The following is a 16503-nucleotide window of genomic DNA, read 5'->3' as shown; positions in this document are numbered from 1 at the left end:
AGCGCACTACGCTGACCGCCATGGGCAAGGCTTCGCGACGACGCAGGACCACCGACGACTCGGGCGCACCCGCCACGCGGCAGCGCCCGGCACCCGTCCCCTACGTGAACCGGCCCTTCGAGGGGCTGCCGCGGGAGACCGAGTGGGTGGCGATCCGCGAGATCCTCCCGGCGGCCACGGCTGCGGTGACCTTCGCCCCCGCACACGCCCCGGAGGGCGTCGAGCGCGCGACCATCGCCACGGTGCTCCCCATGGCCTGGCCGGCGGTGCACCGCGCCGACGGCACGGTCCTCGTCGGGACGCAGTCCGGCTCGACGAGCGGTGACCCGAGCCGCGACCTCGCCGCGCAGCTCCTCGCCGGCGCGGCCGCCGAGCCCGGCAGCGCCGTCCAGCACGTGACCGCCGCGACCGGCGACACCCCGCGACTGCAGGACCTCCTCGACACCTCCGCCCCGTTCGAGGTCGAGGTCCACGAGGGCTTCGACTTCTGGGTCGACGGCCAGGACCTCGACGAGGAGGGCCGGGCCTCGCTCGACCGTGCCAACGAGTCGGTCGTCCCGACCCGCCGCATGTCGGCGCTGCCGTCGGCCTACTGGGTCCGCATCGGCGAGCGCACCTACATCCGGCTCGTCCTCCCGGACGACGAGGACCACGCCACCGACGCCCTCGCCCGCCTGCACGCGGCCGGCGAGACCAGCCTGGGTGAGGGCACCCGGCTGCTCGGTGCCTTCCGCGCCTGCGGACTCCTCGTCCCCGTCTTCGAGGTGCCCGCCGACCGCGACCCGGACGTCCACGAGGACGCCCTCGGTGCCTTCGGCACGCGGTATGCCGCCGCGCTCGCCTCCGCCGCGCCCCTCACCGCCGCCGAGCGTCGCGCCCGCTCGGGCCTGCTCAGCCGCCAGGTCACCCTGCGCTGATGTCGGCGCCTGACCGCACGGTCGCGGCGATCATCCCCTGCAAGGACGAGGCCGACCGGATCACGGCGACGGTCGAGGCCGTGCTGGCCCTCGACGGCGTCGACCGCGTCGTCGTCGTCGACGACGGGAGCAGCGACGACACGGCGGCCGTCGCCGACGGCGCGGGCGCCAGCGTCGTCGTGCACGCCCGCAACGCCGGCAAGGCCGCCGCCCTCGAGACCGGGGTGCGGCACCTGCGGCGACTCGAGGCGGCCGACGGCCAGGCACCCCGCCACCTGCTCTTCGTCGACGGCGACCTCGAGCAGTCGGCGAGCAACCTCCACGTCCTCCTGCCCCCGGTGCTCGGGGGCCGGGCCGACATGACCATCGCGACGCTGCCCCCGCAGAAGGTCGCGGGCGGCGGCCACGGCTTCGTCGTGCGCCTCGCCAGCGAGGGCATCACCGGCCTCACCGGCTGGACCCCGGTCCAGCCGCTCTCCGGCATGCGCTGCCTCACCGCCGAGGCGTTCGAGGCCGCGAGCCCCCTGGCCCCCGGCTGGGGGGTCGAGGTCGGCCTCACCGTCGACGTGCTCACCGCCGGCCTGCGCGTCGAGGAGGTCCCCTGCGAGCTCCAGCACCGGGTCTCCGGGACCGACTGGCGCGGCCAGGTGCACCGCGCCGCGCAGTACCGCGACGTCTGGCGGGCCCTCACGAGGCGCCGCCTGCGACGAGCCCTCTCGCAGCGTGCACCCGGTGTCGCAGCGCGTCTCTGACACCGGCGGCCGCCTCGCTCGGGGCCCCGTCGGCGCACGGCTGCGGACCGGCCTGCTCGTCCTCTCGTTCACCCTGCTGCTCCTCGTCGGGCTCACCCTCCCGAACGCCGCCGCGTCCGACCTCGGCGACCGCGGCTGGGCGCCCGGCACCCTGCTGCCGTTCGCGCTCAGCCCGGCCCTGGTCACGGCGGCGATGTGGACGGCATACACGGTGGGGGCCCTCGCGGTCGTCCTGTCGCTCCTGCGCCGCGACGGCGAGCTGTCCCGGCCGGTCGTCGGAGCGCTCGCCGTCGCCGCGGCGTTGACGACGCCGTTCGGGTCGGGCGACCACGTGAGCTACGCGGCCTACGGGCGCATCCTCAGCCTCGGCGACAACCCGTGGCTCGAGTCCCCCGACCGCTGGCGCGGCGGCGCGGACCCCGTCGTCAGCCGGGTCGAGGCGCCCTGGACCGAGGAGCCGAGCGTCTACGGGCCGTTCGCCACCCTCGTGCAGGGGCTCACCTCGCTCGGCGGCGGCGACAGCCTGCGCGAGACGGTCTGGCTGTGGCAGCTCGTCGTCGTCGCGTCGTGGCTCGCCGTCCGGTGGTGCCTGCGCCGGCTGCTTCCCGGGCACGGCGCCCGCATCGACGCCGTGTGGACCGCCAACCCCCTCGTCTTCTCGGTCGGCCTCCTCGGCGCGCACGTCGACCTGCTCGCCACCGCGCTCGGCGTCGCCGCGGTCTGGGCGGCGCACCGCCACGTCGGGGTCGGCGGGGCGGTGCTGGCCGGGACCCTCGGAGCCCTCGCCCTGTCGTCCAAGTTCACGTATGCCGTCTTCCTCGTCGCGCTGCTCCTGGCCCTCGGCGTGCGCCGGCTGGGCCGGCCCGCGGTCCTCGTCGGGTCGGCCGTGGTGGTCACCGGGGCGCTGCACGTCTGGGCCGGCCCGCACGTCTACGACCAGCTCGGCCGGTCGGCCAGGGCCGTCTCGCTCGCGACGCCGTGGCGGTGGCTGCTCGAGGTGAGCGGCGGTGGCGTCGACGTCCGGATGCGGATCTCGGCCCTCGCGGCCGCGGCCGCCCTCGTCTTCGCGGCGTGCCTGGTGCGCCTCGTCCACCACGTCACCCGCTCTCCCGCAACGTCTGCGTCAACGGCTGCTGGAGCGACCATCGGCGCAGACGTCGGGGTCGGGGGGCGGGCGTTGGTGTGGGTCGTCGTGCTGGCCGGGGCCTACGCGCTCGCGGCGACCTATTCGCTGCCCTGGTACGACCTCATGGTCTGGTCCGCGCTCCCCGCCGTCGCTGTCGGCGCCGTGGACGCCGTCCTGCTCGCGCGGCTGTGGGTCATGGCGGTGGCCTACACCCCGGGGCGCGTCCTCGGGATGACGCCCGGGGTCGAGGACGTGACGATGGCCGTCCGCACGCAGGTCGCCCCGGCCGTGCTGCTGGCCGCGTGGGCCTGGCTGGTCAGCTCCGCCTGGCGCGACGGGTCGTGGCCGAGCCGCGCAGGTCGTCCTGGAGGGTCCGCACGACGACGCTGACGATGAGCGGCACCGCGACCGTCGCGCCGACGGCGGGGATCGCCGTGCCGGAGTCGTTGATGAGGAAGCCGATCGTCAGCGTGATGACGAGGGCGATGAGCCCCGCCCGCAGCGTCGGCGCCTTCTCGGCCGCCTTGCCCAAGCCGCGCGAGCCCCAGGACGTCGGGCGTGCGAGGACGTAGATGACGAAGAGCAGCGCCGCCGGCACGAGCAGGGTCAACGGGGCGTTGCCGAGCAGGATGCTCCAGTTCTGCTGGCCCTTGCGGACGACGATGTCGAGGGCGTCGCCCTCGATGATCGACTGGATGAAGCGCCCGAGGTGGCTGCGGTCGTCGGGGCTGCGCAGCCAGTCGAGGAAGGCCACGGCGAAGAACAGCCCGACCGACCCGAGCCCGATGACGGCGATCCGCTGCCACGTCATCCGCAGGCCGAGGATGGACAGGACGAGGTAGGCGATGCCGGGGATGTACGCCGGTGGGCCACCACCGTCCGCGCCCCAGAAGGGCGCACCGTCGACGACGACGGTGGCGAACGCGAGGACGAGGACGACCGCGGCGGCGACACGGGGCCGTCCCGCCTTGACGAGGAAGCTCGACACCGCGGTGGCCAGCAGGATCGACGCCGTCGCGAAGAGGGCGAAGGTCACGTTGCCCATGCCGTAGAAGCGGCCCGCGACCACGGGCTGCAGGCCCATGAGCGAGGACTGCTGGAGCCTCGAGCCGGTCATGACGTCACCGGCGAGCACCGCCATCGTCACGGCGGCGACGAACGCCAGCGGCCCCAGGGCCGCCCGGCCCCAGGGGCCGCGCAGCGCGGCGAACGCGATGAGGGCGACGAACACCCCGACGGCCGCGACGATGGAGAGCATCGGGACGGGGAAGCGCCACCACGGCAGCAGGTTCGCGAGGAAGGTCGACGCGGGCACGGACGCGGCCGCCACCGCGACGATGCGGACGACGCCGAGGACGCGGCGGCGGGTGTCGGGGCCGCCGATCTTGCCCTTCCACACGAGGAGCACGAGGAGGTAGATGACGAGCTGCCCGTAGGCGAAGGTGTTGAAGAACGGCGGGACGAGGCCGTGCACCTCGTGGCTGGCCAAGTCGTAGTCGACGAGCGTCTGGAGGCGGTCACGAGCCCGCCGCTCGGAGTTGTCCGGCGCGCGGTCGCTCGTCATCCGGGTGCCGCCGAGGCCGGTCGGGATGTCGATGCCGGTGATCGCCATGACGGTCACCGGGAGGTCCTGCGCCTGCACGAGGCCGGGTTGCCGCGTCGACTGCGCGTCGAGCCGGCCGGGGCCGAAGCCGCTGGGGCCGCGGGCGACGACGAGGCGCAGTCGCTCGGTCTCGCCGGCGTCGGACAGGCTCGCGACGATGAAGTCGGCGCCGCCCGGGGCGGCCTCGATGACCGCGCCGATGCGTTCGTCCACGGCGGCGATCTGGTCCTTGCGGCTGGACCCGGGAGCCGTCTCGGCTGATGCGACGTCGTCGGGGTCGCGCACGCTGCCGACGTCGACGATGGTGAGCGGGCAGGTGTTGAGGTCGACGAGGAGAGTCTGGTTCGACCACGTCGAGTAGCGGTCGACGGTGCCGTCGGCACGGGCGGCGGCGATGGCGGCGCCCCGTCCGACCGGCTTCACACAGACGTCGGAGGCGGCGGCGGCCTCTCCCAGCATGCCCAGGCGGGCGTCGAACTTGCGGCTGGCGGCGGCGTCGACGTAGGTCTGCCACTGCGGCACGACGCCGCCGGTGGGCTCCTCGATCGGCGCGCACGGGCGTTCCTTCACGGGGCCGGTCCCCGGGCGCGGCGCCGCGGCCCGGCCCCCGGCGGAGACGCCGAGCCAGCCGTCGACCGGACAGGTGTTGGTCTCGACCGACCTGATCGACATCGCCGCGCTCGAGCCGTCCCGCAGGAGCGTCCAGAGGTTCGGGGTGTCCTCCTCCGAGACGTCGGTCCAGGTGAGTCCGCCGGTGCCGATGAGGACCGTCGCGCCGAACGGGGCAGCGGCGAGAGCGGGGGTCGCGGCCGACGCGACCCCGAGTCCGAGCACGGCCGCGACAGCAGCGAGGAGGGCAGCCAGGGCTCGACGGGTCACGCGGCGGATCCTACGGGGGCCGGGTGGACGCAGCCCGGGCACGCGGTGGCGGCCCGGCCGCGGTCAGCCGGTGAGGAGGTCGAGCAGGGCCTTCTCCGCGGCCGTCTGGCGCCGCTCCGGGTTGCGGAACCGGCGCGGCTCGACGCCGATCGTCTGTCCCGACTCGTACTCGTCGATGACCCGCGGGTCGACGTAGGAGTTCTTCGCGATGGTGGGCGTGTTGCCGAGGTACTCGGCGACCTCCGCGATGGCGGCCTTGACCGCCCGACGGCGGGACGTCACCGTGTCGCCCTCCTCCTCGGACTCGGCGAGCGAGAGCGCCGCCAGCACGGTGGCGTGCCACGTCCGGAAGTCCTTGGCGGTGAGGTCGCCACCGAGCAGGTCGGCGAGGTAGGCGTTGACGTCGGGGGCCGTGAGGTCGCACCACTTCCCGTCGGCCTCGTAGGCGAGGAGGCGCTGGCTCGTCGTCCGGCGCCGCCGCATCGGCTCGAGCGCCCGGATCGCCGCCGGGTCGTCGATCTCGATGACGTGCTCGATGCTCGACTTGCCGACGAACCGGAAGACGAGCAGGCCGCGCTCCTTGCGGACGTGGCTCCGCTCGAGGGTGGTGAGGCCGAACGAGCCGTTCTCGTCGGTGTAGGTGTCGCTGCCGATCCGGAAGTAACCCCGGTCGAGCAGGCGCACGGCGGCCGCCGCGGCCTTGACGAGCGGCGTCCCGTCGCGTTCGAGGTCCCGGGCGACCCGGCGCCGGGCGGCCGGGAGGCGGGAGGCCACCGCGGTGATGCGGTCGAACTTCTCCCGGTCGCGACGCGCGCGCCACACCGGGTGGTAGAGGTACTGGCGGCGCCCGGCCGCGTCCGTGCCCACCGCCTGGATGTGGCCGTTGGCGACGGGGCAGATCCAGACCTCCTCCCACGCGGGCGGGATGGCGAGCGACTTGATCCGCTCGACGTCCTCCGCGGGGAGCCGCACGCCGTCGCCGTCGAGGTAGGTGAAGCCCTTCCCCGCCCGGCGGCGCGTCCAGCCGCGGGACCGGGGGGAGACGGTGCGCAGACGAGCCATGACGTGACCCTGCCACGCGAGCACCCGGCATACGGAGACAATGACCGGGTGACCTCGACGAAAGCGCCGCCGGCGCGCTGGCAGTGGCCGCTCGCGATCGCGCTCATCGCGCTCGCCGCGGTGCCCGTCGTCCTGCGCTACCTCGTGTTCTGGCCGATGGACCAGTGGCAGGTCGACGTCGAGGTCTACCGCGACGCCGGGGTCTCGATCCTCACCGGCCGCCCCATCTACGCGGCGATGACCGAGGCGCCGCAGCTGCTGCCGTTCACCTACCCGCCGTTCGCGGCGATCCTCGCGATCCCGCTGGCGTGGGTGCCGTTCGGGGTGGCCGGCTGGCTGTGGACGGCCGCCCAGATCGCGGCGACCACCGCGATCGTCTGGTATGCCGGGTGGCGGCTGCTGCACCGCGCCGGCCCGTGGCTGCCCCTCGCGCTCGCGGCGCTCACCGCGCCGATGCTGTGGATGCACCCCGTCTCCGACGGCGTCCGGTTCGGGCAGGTCAACGCGTTCATGGTGCTCGCCTGCCTCATGGACCTGCGCCGGCCGCGGCCCGGGCTGCTCCGCCACGTGCCACCCGGCGTGCTCGTCGGCCTGGCGATGTCGATCAAGCTCACGCCCGGTGTCTTCGTCATCCACTACCTCGTCTGCCGCCGGTGGAAGGAGGCGGCGACGGCGGTGGGGACGGCCGTCGGCGTGACGCTCGGGGCGTGGGCGCTGCTGCCCGAAGCCTCGTTCGCGTTCTGGGGCGGGGCGCTGCAGGACCCGGCCCGGCTCGGCCCGAACTTCGGCACGTCCAACCAGTCGCTGCGCGGGTTCCTGCTGCGGGTCGGACCCGAGGGGCTCGTCGGGACGGCGATCTGGCTCGTGCTCGTCGCCGTCGTCGGGGTGTTCGGCTACCGGCTGGCGCGCGAGATGTGGCGGCGCGGCGACTCGATCGCCGAGGTCGCCGTCGTCGGGCTGCTCGCCTGCCTGCTGTCCCCGGTCGCCTGGATCCACCACTTCCACTGGGTCGTCGTCGTCGTCCTCGCCCTGCTCGGCGCGCAGCCGTGGCGCTCGCGCCGGCGGCTCGTCGCCGGGCTCGTCGTCGGCGGGTGGTTCCTCATGCGGATGCCGTGGTGGGGCATCACCTACCTCAACCACCCCGAGTGGCCCGAGCTCCCCGGGCGGGCCCTCCAGAACGCGGACGTCGCCGGTGGCCTAATCGCGCTCGGCCTGCTCTGGTGGGTCAGCCGTGACGCGGACCTCGCGGGCGAGCGGTCAGAGGACGCCGACGATCTGGAGGGCGCTGACGGTGGCGAGGACGAGGCAGACGCCGCCGCCGACGCGGCGGATCGTCGACAGCCGGATCCGCTGGAGCAGCGTGCGGCCCAGCAGGGCCGCCAGGCCTGAGACGGCGGCGAGCGCGAGGAACGCGCCGATGAAGACCGACAGCGGGTCGTCGAAACGCAGCACCATCGACGCGGTGAGGATCTGCGACAGGTCGCCCCACTCGGCGAGGAAGAGGATGGTGAAGCTGAAGGTCACGACCTTCCAGCCGGCGAGCTGCCGGGCCGCGGACTTCGCGCCGAACTCCTCCTCGGTCTCCGCCTCCTCCTCGTCGGCCTTGCTCGCCCCGCGCAGCAGGATGATGCCCCCGACGAGGAACAGCACGGCCGCGAAGATCTCGATCGGCTTCTTGGGCAGCTGGTTGAGCACCCCGCCGATGGCGACGGCGACGAGCGTCTGCACGAAGAACGCGGCGACGACCCCGACCCACACGAGCAGCGGACGGAACCGCGTCGACATGACGAGCGTCGCGATGAAGGTCTTGTCGGGGAGCTCGACGACGAAGATGGTCGCGAAGACGATGGCGATGGTGACGAGGTCGATGCCCATGATGGGGACAAGGCTACGAGCGCCCGTCCGCGGGAGTGGACGTGCCCGCGGGGCGGGACGGCACGGCATACGCTGACCGTCATGTTCGGGACCAACGCACTCGAGGGGCTGACGATCCTCGTCACCCTGCTCGTGCCGCTGGTGTTCGTCGCGGCGCTCGTCGCGCTCGTCGTGGCCGTGCTGCGGCTGCGCCAGCAGGTGGGCCGCCTCGAGCGGCAGCGGCCCGTGGGCTCGGGTGACCTCGAGGCGCTGCGGGCCGACCTCGCGCAGGCGCTGCGGCACGTCGCGGTGGTGCGCTACGACGCGTTCGGTGACATGGGCGGGCGGCTCAGCTTCAGCGCGGCGATCGTCGACGACCACGGCGACGGCGTGGTGCTCAGCTCTATCCACGCGCGCGGGGAGTCCCGGACGTACGCCAAGGGCATCACCGGCGGCGGCTCCGACACGACCCTCACCCCCGAGGAGCAGCAGGCGCTGAGCGCCGCCCGGACCGGAAGGCAGCGATGACGACGCGCTACGGCTACCTCGGGCCGGAGGGCACCTTCACGCAGATGGCGCTGCTGTCCTGGACGGCGTCCCACGAGGGGGAGCACGTGCCCTTCGGGTCGGTGGACTCGGCGCTCGACGCGTTGCGGCGCAGCGAGATCGACGCGGCCATGGTCCCCATCGAGAACTCCGTCGAGGGTGGGGTCTCGGCGACACTCGACGCCCTCGCCTCGGGCGACCCGCTCGTCGTCATCGGTGAGGTCAACGTGCCGATCACCTTCGTCCTCGCCGCCCGTCACGGTGTGTCGCGCGCGGACGTCCACGCGGTCGGCACGCACTCCCACGCGTGGGCGCAGGTCCGCGGGTGGATGGACCGCCACCTGCCCGAGGCGACGTACGTCCCGACCCTGTCGACCGCCGCGGCGGCCGCCGGGCTGGCGCACGGCGAGGCCGGGCAGGGCTACGACGCGGCGGTGTGCGCCCCCGTCGCCGCCGCCAACCACGGGCTCAAGGTGCTCGCCGAGGACATCGGTGACCGCGCCGGCGCCGTGACCCGCTTCGTCCTCGTGGCCCGCCCCGGGTCGCTGCCCGAGCGGACCGGCGCCGACAAGACGACGGTGATGCTGTTCCAGCGTGACGACCGGGCCGGCGGGCTGCTCGAGCTGCTCGAGCAGTTCTCGGTGCGCGGCATCAACATGACCCGGCTCGAGTCGCGCCCGACCAAGGACTTCCTCGGCTCCTACTGCTTCTCGATCGACTTCGAGGGCCACGTCCTCGACGAGCGCGTCGGTGAGGCGCTCATGGGGCTCAAGCGGGTCTGCGCGGAGGTGCGCTTCCTCGGGTCCTACCCGCGCGAGGACGGCGCCCTCACCGCGGTCGCGCCGCTCACCGGCGACGCCGACTTCAGCTCGGCCCGCGACTGGCTCCGCAGCCTCCGCGGCACCTGACCCCACGTCCTCTTCCCGGCCCCAACTCGCCAATTCCCCCGTTCGGTCCGCGACATGCCGGTGCCGCCGTGCCCGTCCTCCGGACCCGGCTCAACGGTCAGGACGTGCCGGAGCCCTCGTGGGTCGCGACCCACTGGTCGATCTCGGTCCAGTGCTCGTCGAGCCAGCGCTCGATCCCGGCCGGATCGTCCGGGACGTCGGCCGCGGCATACGTGTGGGTCCGGACGAGGAACGGGCGGTCGGTGAAGGGGATTGCGTCCCAGATCTCCTTCGGCGTCGACAGCTGTCCGAAGCCGGCGTGGGCGACGATCATGACGTCGGCGTCGGGGCGCTCGTCGAGGCAGGCGATGACGCCGCGGGTCTTGGGCGGCAACGTGTTCCACAGCGAGATGGCGCGACGGGCCTTGAGCTCCTGCCCGGCCTCCCGAAGGCGGTCGATGAGCCGGCGCCGGCGGTCGGGGGAGAAGTTCTGCCCCTCGGGGAAGAGGAGCAGCACGTCGTCGTGCTTGAGCCCGCGGGCCAGGGCACGCACCCCGGCGGTGCGGTCGTCACCGGCGCCCGTGCGGCTGGGCACGAAGGACGACCGCATCCGCGTGAGGAGCGCGTCGACCGTCGGGTCCCACCGGAGCGCCTCTGCGAGAACGATCTTGGGCATGCGGCCCGCCGTGTGGCCGAGGAGCCAGGCGAGGGCGAGGGAGTCGCCGGGACCGGCGTGACGAGCGAAGGCGATGAGCGGGGCGCCGTCGGTGCCGAAGTGCATCCGGCCGTCCAGCCGCACCTCGAACCCCACCCAGCGCCTGGCCAGGATCATCGCCCGGTTGAGCCCGGCGAGGAAGACCTGCTCGTGGTCGTCCTCCCACGTGGTGCTCTGCTGGCGGGGGTCCTTGAGAGACAGCCGCCAGCACTCCATGAGCATCCGCACGTCGATCCACATGACCCCGACGCCGAGGACGCTCACCCGGAACAGCCGCGCCCGCTTGTCCACGAGCGCAGCGAACGCCCCGACGACGATGACCGGCGTCGCGAGCCCGGTGAGCGCCGCCGCGCCGACCGGCCACACGAACGGGAGCACCCGCCGGGCGACCAGTGGCGGCTTGGGGATTGCGGCGACACCCATGAGCGGAGCGTATGCCGTCCGGTCGGGCCGTCGGGTCAGGCCGGCGGGGACGCGGCGAGGTAGGCGGACGAAGCGGCATACGCCTGCTCCGCCCGGACGGTCATGCGGGAGCTGCGGCCGTAGCTGAGCGAGACGGACGGCGACTCGGGGGCCCCGCTCGGGAGCACGTGCACCTCGACGCCCTCGGGGATGGACTCCATCTCGTGGACGTAGCGGTGCCGGCGGGAGATCTCGAACGCCACGACCCCGACCTCCCACGGCCGGCGCGGCGGCGTGAGCGGCTGCTCGACCCGGCCCACCTGGAGGACGAACACCCGGGTGGCGCCGAGCTCGAGGGCGCGACCGACCGGGATCGAGTGGACGAGGCCACCGTCCAGGTGGTGGCGCCCGTCGATCTCGACCGCAGGGAAGAGCCCCGGCACCGAGCACGACGCGACGACGGGGTCGACGAGCGCCCCCGAGGAGAACCACGCCGAGCCGGCGGTCTCGATGCACGCCGCGACGCACTGGAAGTCGACCTCGAGCTCCTCGAAGGTGTCGACCGGCAGGTGGTCGTCGATGACCGTCCGCAGCGGCGCGCTGGAGAGCAGGTGGGTGCGGAACCGGGCGAGGCGCGCGGCGGAGCGCATGGGGTTCTCGAGGAAGACCCCGCTGGACGCCGCCGCCTGCCACGCGTCGGCGAGGACCTGGATGCCCGCGGGGGAGGGGTCGGCGGCGACGAACGCGCCGTTCATGGCGCCGATGCTCGTGCCGACGACGAGGTCGGGGCGGATGCCGTGCTCGGCGAGGGCGCGCAGCATCCCGACCTGGGTGGTGCCGAGCACCCCACCGCCGCCGAGCACGAACGCCGTCGTCATGGCGGCCACCCTATGCACCGCCCGCCGCCGCCATAGGGTGTGGCCATGCCCGGCGCCGCGTTCTTCGACCTCGACCGCACGCTGCTCCAGGGCGGGACGGGACCGCACCTCAGCCGGGCCATGGTCGACCTCGGGCTGGTGCCGCGCTCGCTGCCCGGGCAGGGCCTGCTCTTCAAGACGTTCGACCTCCTGGGCGAGAACCTCGCGTCGATCTTCCTCGCCCGGCAGGCGACGCTCGTCGCCCGCGGCAAGGACTCGCAGAGCTTCGACGGTGCGGCGGCCCGGGCGGCCGAGGTCATCGCCGAGCTCGTGCACCCCTTCGCCCTGGCCCTCATCGAGCAGCACAAGGCCGAGGGCCGACTCGTCGTCATGGCGACGACGACGCCCGAGCACCTCATCAAGCCGCTCGCCGACCTCCTCGGCTTCGACCACGTCCTCGCGACCCGCTACGGCACCAAGGACGACGGCCGCTTCGACGGCTCCATCCGCGGTCCGTTCGTCTGGTCGACCGGCAAGCTCGCGGCCGTGCGCCACTTCGCGGCCCAGCACGACATCGACCTGCGCGAGAGCTTCGCCTACTCGGACAGCATCTTCGACCTGCCGCTCCTCGAGGCCGTCGGCCAGCCGGCCGCGGTCAACCCGGACCCACGACTGGCCGTGTATGCCGTGGCGCGCCGGTGGCCGATCGTGCACTTCGACGTGTCCCCGGGGGTGTTCAAGGTCCCCGTGCTCGGCATCGAGCTGCAGCGCTTCGCGCTGGAGGCGCTGCGGTCGACGTTCTTCCCGTGCGCGCGCTTCGACATCCAGGGCATCGAGAACATCCCGCGCCACGGCCCGGTCATCCTCGTCGGCAACCACCGCAGCTACTTCGACGTCGTGGCGATGGCCAACGTCGTCCGCCGTTCCGGCCGCACCGCGCGGGTCCTCGCCAAGAAGGAGCTGTTCGAGGTCCCGGTGCTCGGCCCCCTCGTCGGCGCCATCGGCGGCATCCGGGTGGACCGGGCCGAGGGCGGGCAGGAGTCCTACGACATGGCGGCGCTCGCCCTCGAGGGCGGCGAGATGGTCGGCCTGCTCCCGCAGGGGACGATCCCGCGGGGCCCGGCCTTCTTCGACCCGGTCCTCAGGGGCCGGACCGGGGCCGCCCGGCTCGCGGCGGCGTCGCACGCGCCCGTGGTCCCGGTGGGCATGTGGGGCACCGAGAAGGTGTGGCCCCGGTCCTCGAGGATGCCCAACCTCCTCTCGCTCGCCCACCCGCCGACCGTGCGGATCCGGGTCGGCGAGCCGGTCGAGCTCCTCCACCGCTCGCCCGCCGCGGACACGAAGCGGATCATGGAGGCGATCAGCGACCTCCTGCCGCCCGAGGCGCGGGAGCCGCACGCCCCGACCGAGGACGAGCTGCGCGCGACCTACCCCGGGGGCCGGCTCCCGGACTGACCCGCCTGTGGAGGGGCGGTGCGCGGTGTCGGCGACGCGGCATACGGTGGTCCTCGGTTCGCGTGGACGCAAGGAGGTGGGCCTGGTCGTGGAGCAGGATCCCCGCACCCTCGCCGAGGTCTCCGACCGCGTGCTCGTCGAGGCGTTCGGCGACACGACGTTCGAGAGGGGCCGGGCGTATGCCGGCGCCGGCCGGGTCACGAGCGTCACCGTGTCCGACGGTGGCGCCTGGGCGTCGGCCCGGGTCATCGGCAGCGGGCCGCACATCTACCGCACCGAGCTCTCCCTCCGACGCGACGACCGCGGCCCCTGGGTCGAGGGCGGGTGCAGTTGCCCGATCGGCCGGGACTGCAAGCACGCCGCCGCGCTCGCCCTCATGCTCCGGGCCCAGCAGCCGTGGCGCCGGCTCGACGCGGGCAGCGCGGACCCCGAGCCGACGCCGGAGCGCCCGCACTCGTGGCGCGACGCCCTCGACGAGCTGCTCGACGTCCCCGACCCGCAGTCCGGCTCGTCCCCCGGCAACGTCGGGCTGCTCCTCGACGTCGAGACGCCGGCCGGTCGGGCCGCGCGCTGGGACATGCTGCCCCCGACCCCGTCGGTCCACCTGCGCCCGGTCGTGCCCGGCGCCGTGCCCGGACGCTGGATCCGCACCGGCATCTCGTGGGAGTCGGTGAGCGGCGGCTACTACTCCTCCTACGCCCACCACCTCGACGGCGCGCCGCTGGACGCGCTCACGGCGATCGCGGACGCCTTCCGGCGCAGCAGCCGGCTGTCCAGCTACGGCCGGATGCCCGCCGGGATCCCGCTCAGCCAGGTCGGGCGGGGCTGGGTCGAGCTGCTCACCCGGGCGCGTGACGCCGGCATCGTCCTGCTCACCCGGGCCGCCGGCTCCGGCGAGGTGCACCTCGAGCCTGAGGTCGGCCACTTCGTCCTCGACCTCACCCCGACCGGCGACGGTGACGTGCGTGCGGTGCCGAGCCTCGACCTGCCCGGCGAGGGCGAGGTCGTCACCGTCGGCGAGCCGCCGACCGGCTGGTTCCGGCAGGAGGGAGCCGACCTGCGCCTGGGTGGCTTCGGCGCCGACGTCGACCTCGCCGCCACCCGGGTGGTCGAGCGCGGTCCGTTCACCATCCCGACGGCCGACTGGTCGACCTTCGCCATCCAGACGCTCCCGGTGCTGCAGCGCCGGGCCACGGTGCGCACCCACGGTGGTCTCACGCTGCCCGAGGTCGCCCCGCCGCGCCTGCACCTCGCGGTGCGGTTCGCCGCCGACCACGTCGTCCACCTCGCCTGGGCGTTCCGCTACGGCCCGGTCGACGCGCCGGTCACCGTGCCGCTCGCCCGGGAGAGCGCGGTGCTGCGCGACCCCGACGCCTTCCGCAGCTCCGCCCTCGAGGCCGACCTGCTCACCGCGGCCCCGTCGCGCCACGAGCTGCCCGCGCTGTGGGAGCTGACCCGGGCCGGGTGGGCCCTGCGCGAGGCCGCGTCCGTCGACGGGTTCGACACCGTGGCCCTCGCCGAGCTCCTGCCCGCACTGGAGGCGGACGACCGGGTGGAGGTCGAGGTCAGCGGTGAGCGGACGGCATACGCCGAGGTGACGCAGGCCCCGCGGATCGCGGTCGGGACGAGCGAGTCCTCCGACGGCAACGACTGGTTCGACCTGCGGATCACGGTCACCGTGGGCGGTCACGAGGTGCCGCTCGCCGACCTCGTCACCGCGCTCGCGCACGACGAGGAGCGGCTGCTCCTGCCCGACGGCGCGTGGTTCACGCTCGACCACCCCGAGCTGCAGCGGCTCCGGTCCCTCGTCGAGGAGGCGCGCGAGCTGCAGGACCGGCCGACCGACCCGCTGAAGCTCTCGGTGCTCCATGCCGGGCTGTGGGACGAGCTCGTCGAGATCGGTGTCGTCGAGGAGCAGTCGGGGCGGTGGCGCCGGTCCGTCGACGCCCTGCTCGGGGTCGACGACGCCCACACGCCGCCGCCCGCCGAGGTCCCCGGTGCGCTCAAGGCGACGCTGCGGCCCTACCAGGAGGAGGGCTTCCGGTGGCTCTCGCTGCTGTGGGACCTCGGCCTCGGTGGGGTGCTCGCCGACGACATGGGCCTGGGCAAGACGCTCCAGGTGCTCGCCACCGCACTGCGCGCCAAGGAGCGCGGGGAGCTCGCCGACCCGATGCTCATCGTCGCGCCGACGTCGGTCCTCGCGACGTGGGTCGGCGAGGTCGAGCGGTTCGCCCCCGACCTGTCCGTCGTCGTCCTCGACCGCACCCGCGGCAAGGCTCGCGTCCCGCTCGCGCAGGCGATCGCCGGGGCCGACCTCGTCGTGACGACCTACGCCGTGGCCCGGATCGACGCCGAGCAGTTCCGGTCGGTGCGGTGGTCGGCGGCGGTCCTCGACGAGGCGCAGTTCGTCAAGAACCACCAGGCGAAGACGTATGCCGCGATGCGCCGGCTGCCCGCCCGGGTCACCTTCGCCCTCACCGGCACGCCGCTCGAGAACTCGCTCATGGACCTGTGGTCGCTGCTGTCGATCGTCGCGCCGGGACTGCACCCGAAACCGCAGGTGTTCCGCGACCAGTGGGCCCGCCCGATCGAGGCGGGCGCGGCGCCGGAGCTGCTCGCCACGCTGCGACGGCGGATCCGGCCGCTGCTGCTGCGCCGCACCAAGGACGCCGTCGCGTCCGACCTCCCGCCCAAGCAGGAGCAGGTGCTGCACGTCGCGCTGCACCCCCGCCACCGCGCGATCTACGACCGGCACCTCGTCCGCGAGCGCCAGCGCCTCCTCGGGCTCATCGACGACCTCGACGGCAACCGGATCGCCATCCTGCGCGCGCTCACCGTGCTGCGCCAGATGGCCCTCGACCCGTCCCTCGTCGACGCCGAGGAGTACGGCGGGGTGGCGCCCAGCGCCAAGGTCGAGGCCCTCGTCGACCAGGTCACCGAGCTCGCCGCGGAGGGCCACCGGGCGCTCGTCTTCAGCCAGTTCACCGGCTTCCTCGCCCTCGTGCGGGCCCGGCTCGACGCCGAGGGCATCGCCTACGCCTACCTCGACGGGTCCACCCGCAACCGGGCCGACGTCGTGCGGGACTTCCGCGAGGGCGAGGCGCCGGTCTTCCTCATCTCGCTCAAGGCCGGTGGGTTCGGGCTGACCCTCACCGAGGCCGACTACGTCTTCGTCCTCGACCCTTGGTGGAACCCCGCCGCCGAGAACCAGGCGATCGACCGGGCCCACCGCATCGGGCAGACGAAGTCGGTCAACGTCTACCGGCTCGTGTCCACCGACACCATCGAGGAGAAGGTGGTCGCGCTGCAGGACCGCAAGCGCGACCTCTTCGCGCGGGTCGTCGACGACGGCAACCTGCTCTCGAGCGCCCTCAGCGCCGACGACCTGCGCGGGCTCCTCGACCGCTGAGCCGCCCGGGACCGGGCGGCCGTTCCAGTGGGCCCGGCC

At 74.0% G+C, this 16503-nt stretch carries 12 protein-coding genes and 1 pseudogene; 8 read left to right on the top strand and 5 right to left on the bottom strand.

Features of this window, described 5'->3' with window-relative positions; genetic code table 11:
• Positions 1–20 precede the first annotated feature (20 nt).
• Genes AC3EU2_RS06505 through AC3EU2_RS06495 form a run of 3 tightly spaced genes read left to right on the top strand, consistent with a single transcriptional unit; the run spans position 21 to position 3185 of the window.
• Complete coding sequence (locus AC3EU2_RS06505) at positions 21–917, top strand: DUF5926 family protein (protein ID WP_488178898.1); 897 nt, start codon at positions 21–23, stop codon at positions 915–917.
• Complete coding sequence (locus AC3EU2_RS06500) at positions 917–1669, top strand: glycosyltransferase (RefSeq protein WP_488178897.1); 753 nt, start codon at positions 917–919, stop codon at positions 1667–1669. The genes AC3EU2_RS06505 and AC3EU2_RS06500 overlap by 1 nt, the downstream gene beginning before the upstream one ends.
• The gene (locus tag AC3EU2_RS06495; RefSeq protein ID WP_488178896.1) at positions 1650–3185 is read left to right on the top strand and encodes an MptA/MptB family glycosyltransferase; all 1536 of its coding nucleotides are present in this window, start codon (positions 1650–1652) and stop codon (positions 3183–3185) included. Before AC3EU2_RS06500 ends, AC3EU2_RS06495 begins: the two co-directional genes overlap by 20 nt.
• On the opposite strand, the gene AC3EU2_RS06490 is transcribed toward AC3EU2_RS06495, so the two are convergent.
• Together AC3EU2_RS06490 and AC3EU2_RS06485 are read right to left on the bottom strand one after the other, a co-directional pair.
• A complete protein-coding gene (locus AC3EU2_RS06490; RefSeq protein WP_488178895.1) occupies positions 3112–5277 on the bottom strand; it encodes a hypothetical protein in 2166 nt (721 codons plus the stop codon). The two genes, AC3EU2_RS06495 and AC3EU2_RS06490, sit on opposite strands and share 74 nt — an antisense overlap.
• 63 nt (positions 5278–5340) lie before the next feature.
• The gene (locus AC3EU2_RS06485; RefSeq protein WP_488178894.1) at positions 5341–6339 is read right to left on the bottom strand and encodes a DNA topoisomerase IB; all 999 of its coding nucleotides are present in this window, start codon (positions 6337–6339) and stop codon (positions 5341–5343) included.
• Between the two features lie 156 nt (positions 6340–6495).
• Here AC3EU2_RS06485 and AC3EU2_RS06480 point away from each other — a divergent pair.
• Positions 6496–7308: pseudogene (locus AC3EU2_RS06480) on the top strand (glycosyltransferase 87 family protein); the annotation flags it as partial.
• 288 nt (positions 7309–7596) lie between these two features.
• Here the strand turns inward: AC3EU2_RS06480 and AC3EU2_RS06475 are convergent.
• The gene (locus AC3EU2_RS06475; protein WP_488178893.1) at positions 7597–8214 is read right to left on the bottom strand and encodes a TMEM165/GDT1 family protein; all 618 of its coding nucleotides are present in this window, start codon (positions 8212–8214) and stop codon (positions 7597–7599) included.
• An 81-nt stretch (positions 8215–8295) separates the two neighbouring features.
• On the opposite strand from AC3EU2_RS06475, the gene AC3EU2_RS06470 reads away from it, so the two are divergent.
• Together AC3EU2_RS06470 and pheA are read left to right on the top strand one after the other, a co-directional pair.
• Positions 8296–8721 carry a DUF4446 family protein gene (locus AC3EU2_RS06470; RefSeq protein ID WP_488178892.1) on the top strand — a complete coding sequence of 142 codons (426 nt, stop codon included), beginning with the start codon at positions 8296–8298 and terminating at the stop codon, positions 8719–8721.
• Positions 8718–9647, top strand: a complete 930-nt coding sequence (gene pheA / locus AC3EU2_RS06465; protein ID WP_488178891.1) for a prephenate dehydratase — start codon at positions 8718–8720, stop codon at positions 9645–9647. Before AC3EU2_RS06470 ends, pheA begins: the two co-directional genes overlap by 4 nt.
• Positions 9648–9744: 97 nt before the next feature.
• Here pheA and AC3EU2_RS06460 read toward each other — a convergent pair whose 3' ends face one another.
• Both AC3EU2_RS06460 and AC3EU2_RS06455 read right to left on the bottom strand, forming a co-directional pair.
• Entirely contained in the window at positions 9745–10764 is a 1020-nt protein-coding gene (locus tag AC3EU2_RS06460; protein WP_488178890.1) for a 1-acyl-sn-glycerol-3-phosphate acyltransferase, read from the bottom strand.
• A 35-nt stretch (positions 10765–10799) separates the two neighbouring features.
• On the bottom strand, positions 10800–11621 hold the full coding sequence (locus AC3EU2_RS06455; RefSeq protein ID WP_488178889.1) for a patatin-like phospholipase family protein: 822 nt from the start codon (positions 11619–11621) through the stop codon (positions 10800–10802).
• 45 nt (positions 11622–11666) lie between these two features.
• Between AC3EU2_RS06455 and AC3EU2_RS06450 the strand changes: the two genes are divergently transcribed.
• On the top strand, positions 11667–13055 hold the full coding sequence (locus tag AC3EU2_RS06450) for an HAD-IB family hydrolase (RefSeq protein WP_488178888.1): 1389 nt from the start codon (positions 11667–11669) through the stop codon (positions 13053–13055).
• 88 nt (positions 13056–13143) lie between these two features.
• Positions 13144–16464 (top strand): DEAD/DEAH box helicase, encoded by a 3321-nt coding sequence (locus tag AC3EU2_RS06445; protein WP_488178887.1) that lies wholly within the window; start codon positions 13144–13146, stop codon positions 16462–16464.
• Positions 16465–16503: the final 39 nt, after the last annotated feature.

The sequence above is a fragment of the Knoellia sp. B-D-2 genome (assembly GCF_057714695.1).
This window is presented reverse-complemented; position numbering and strand designations above follow the sequence as displayed.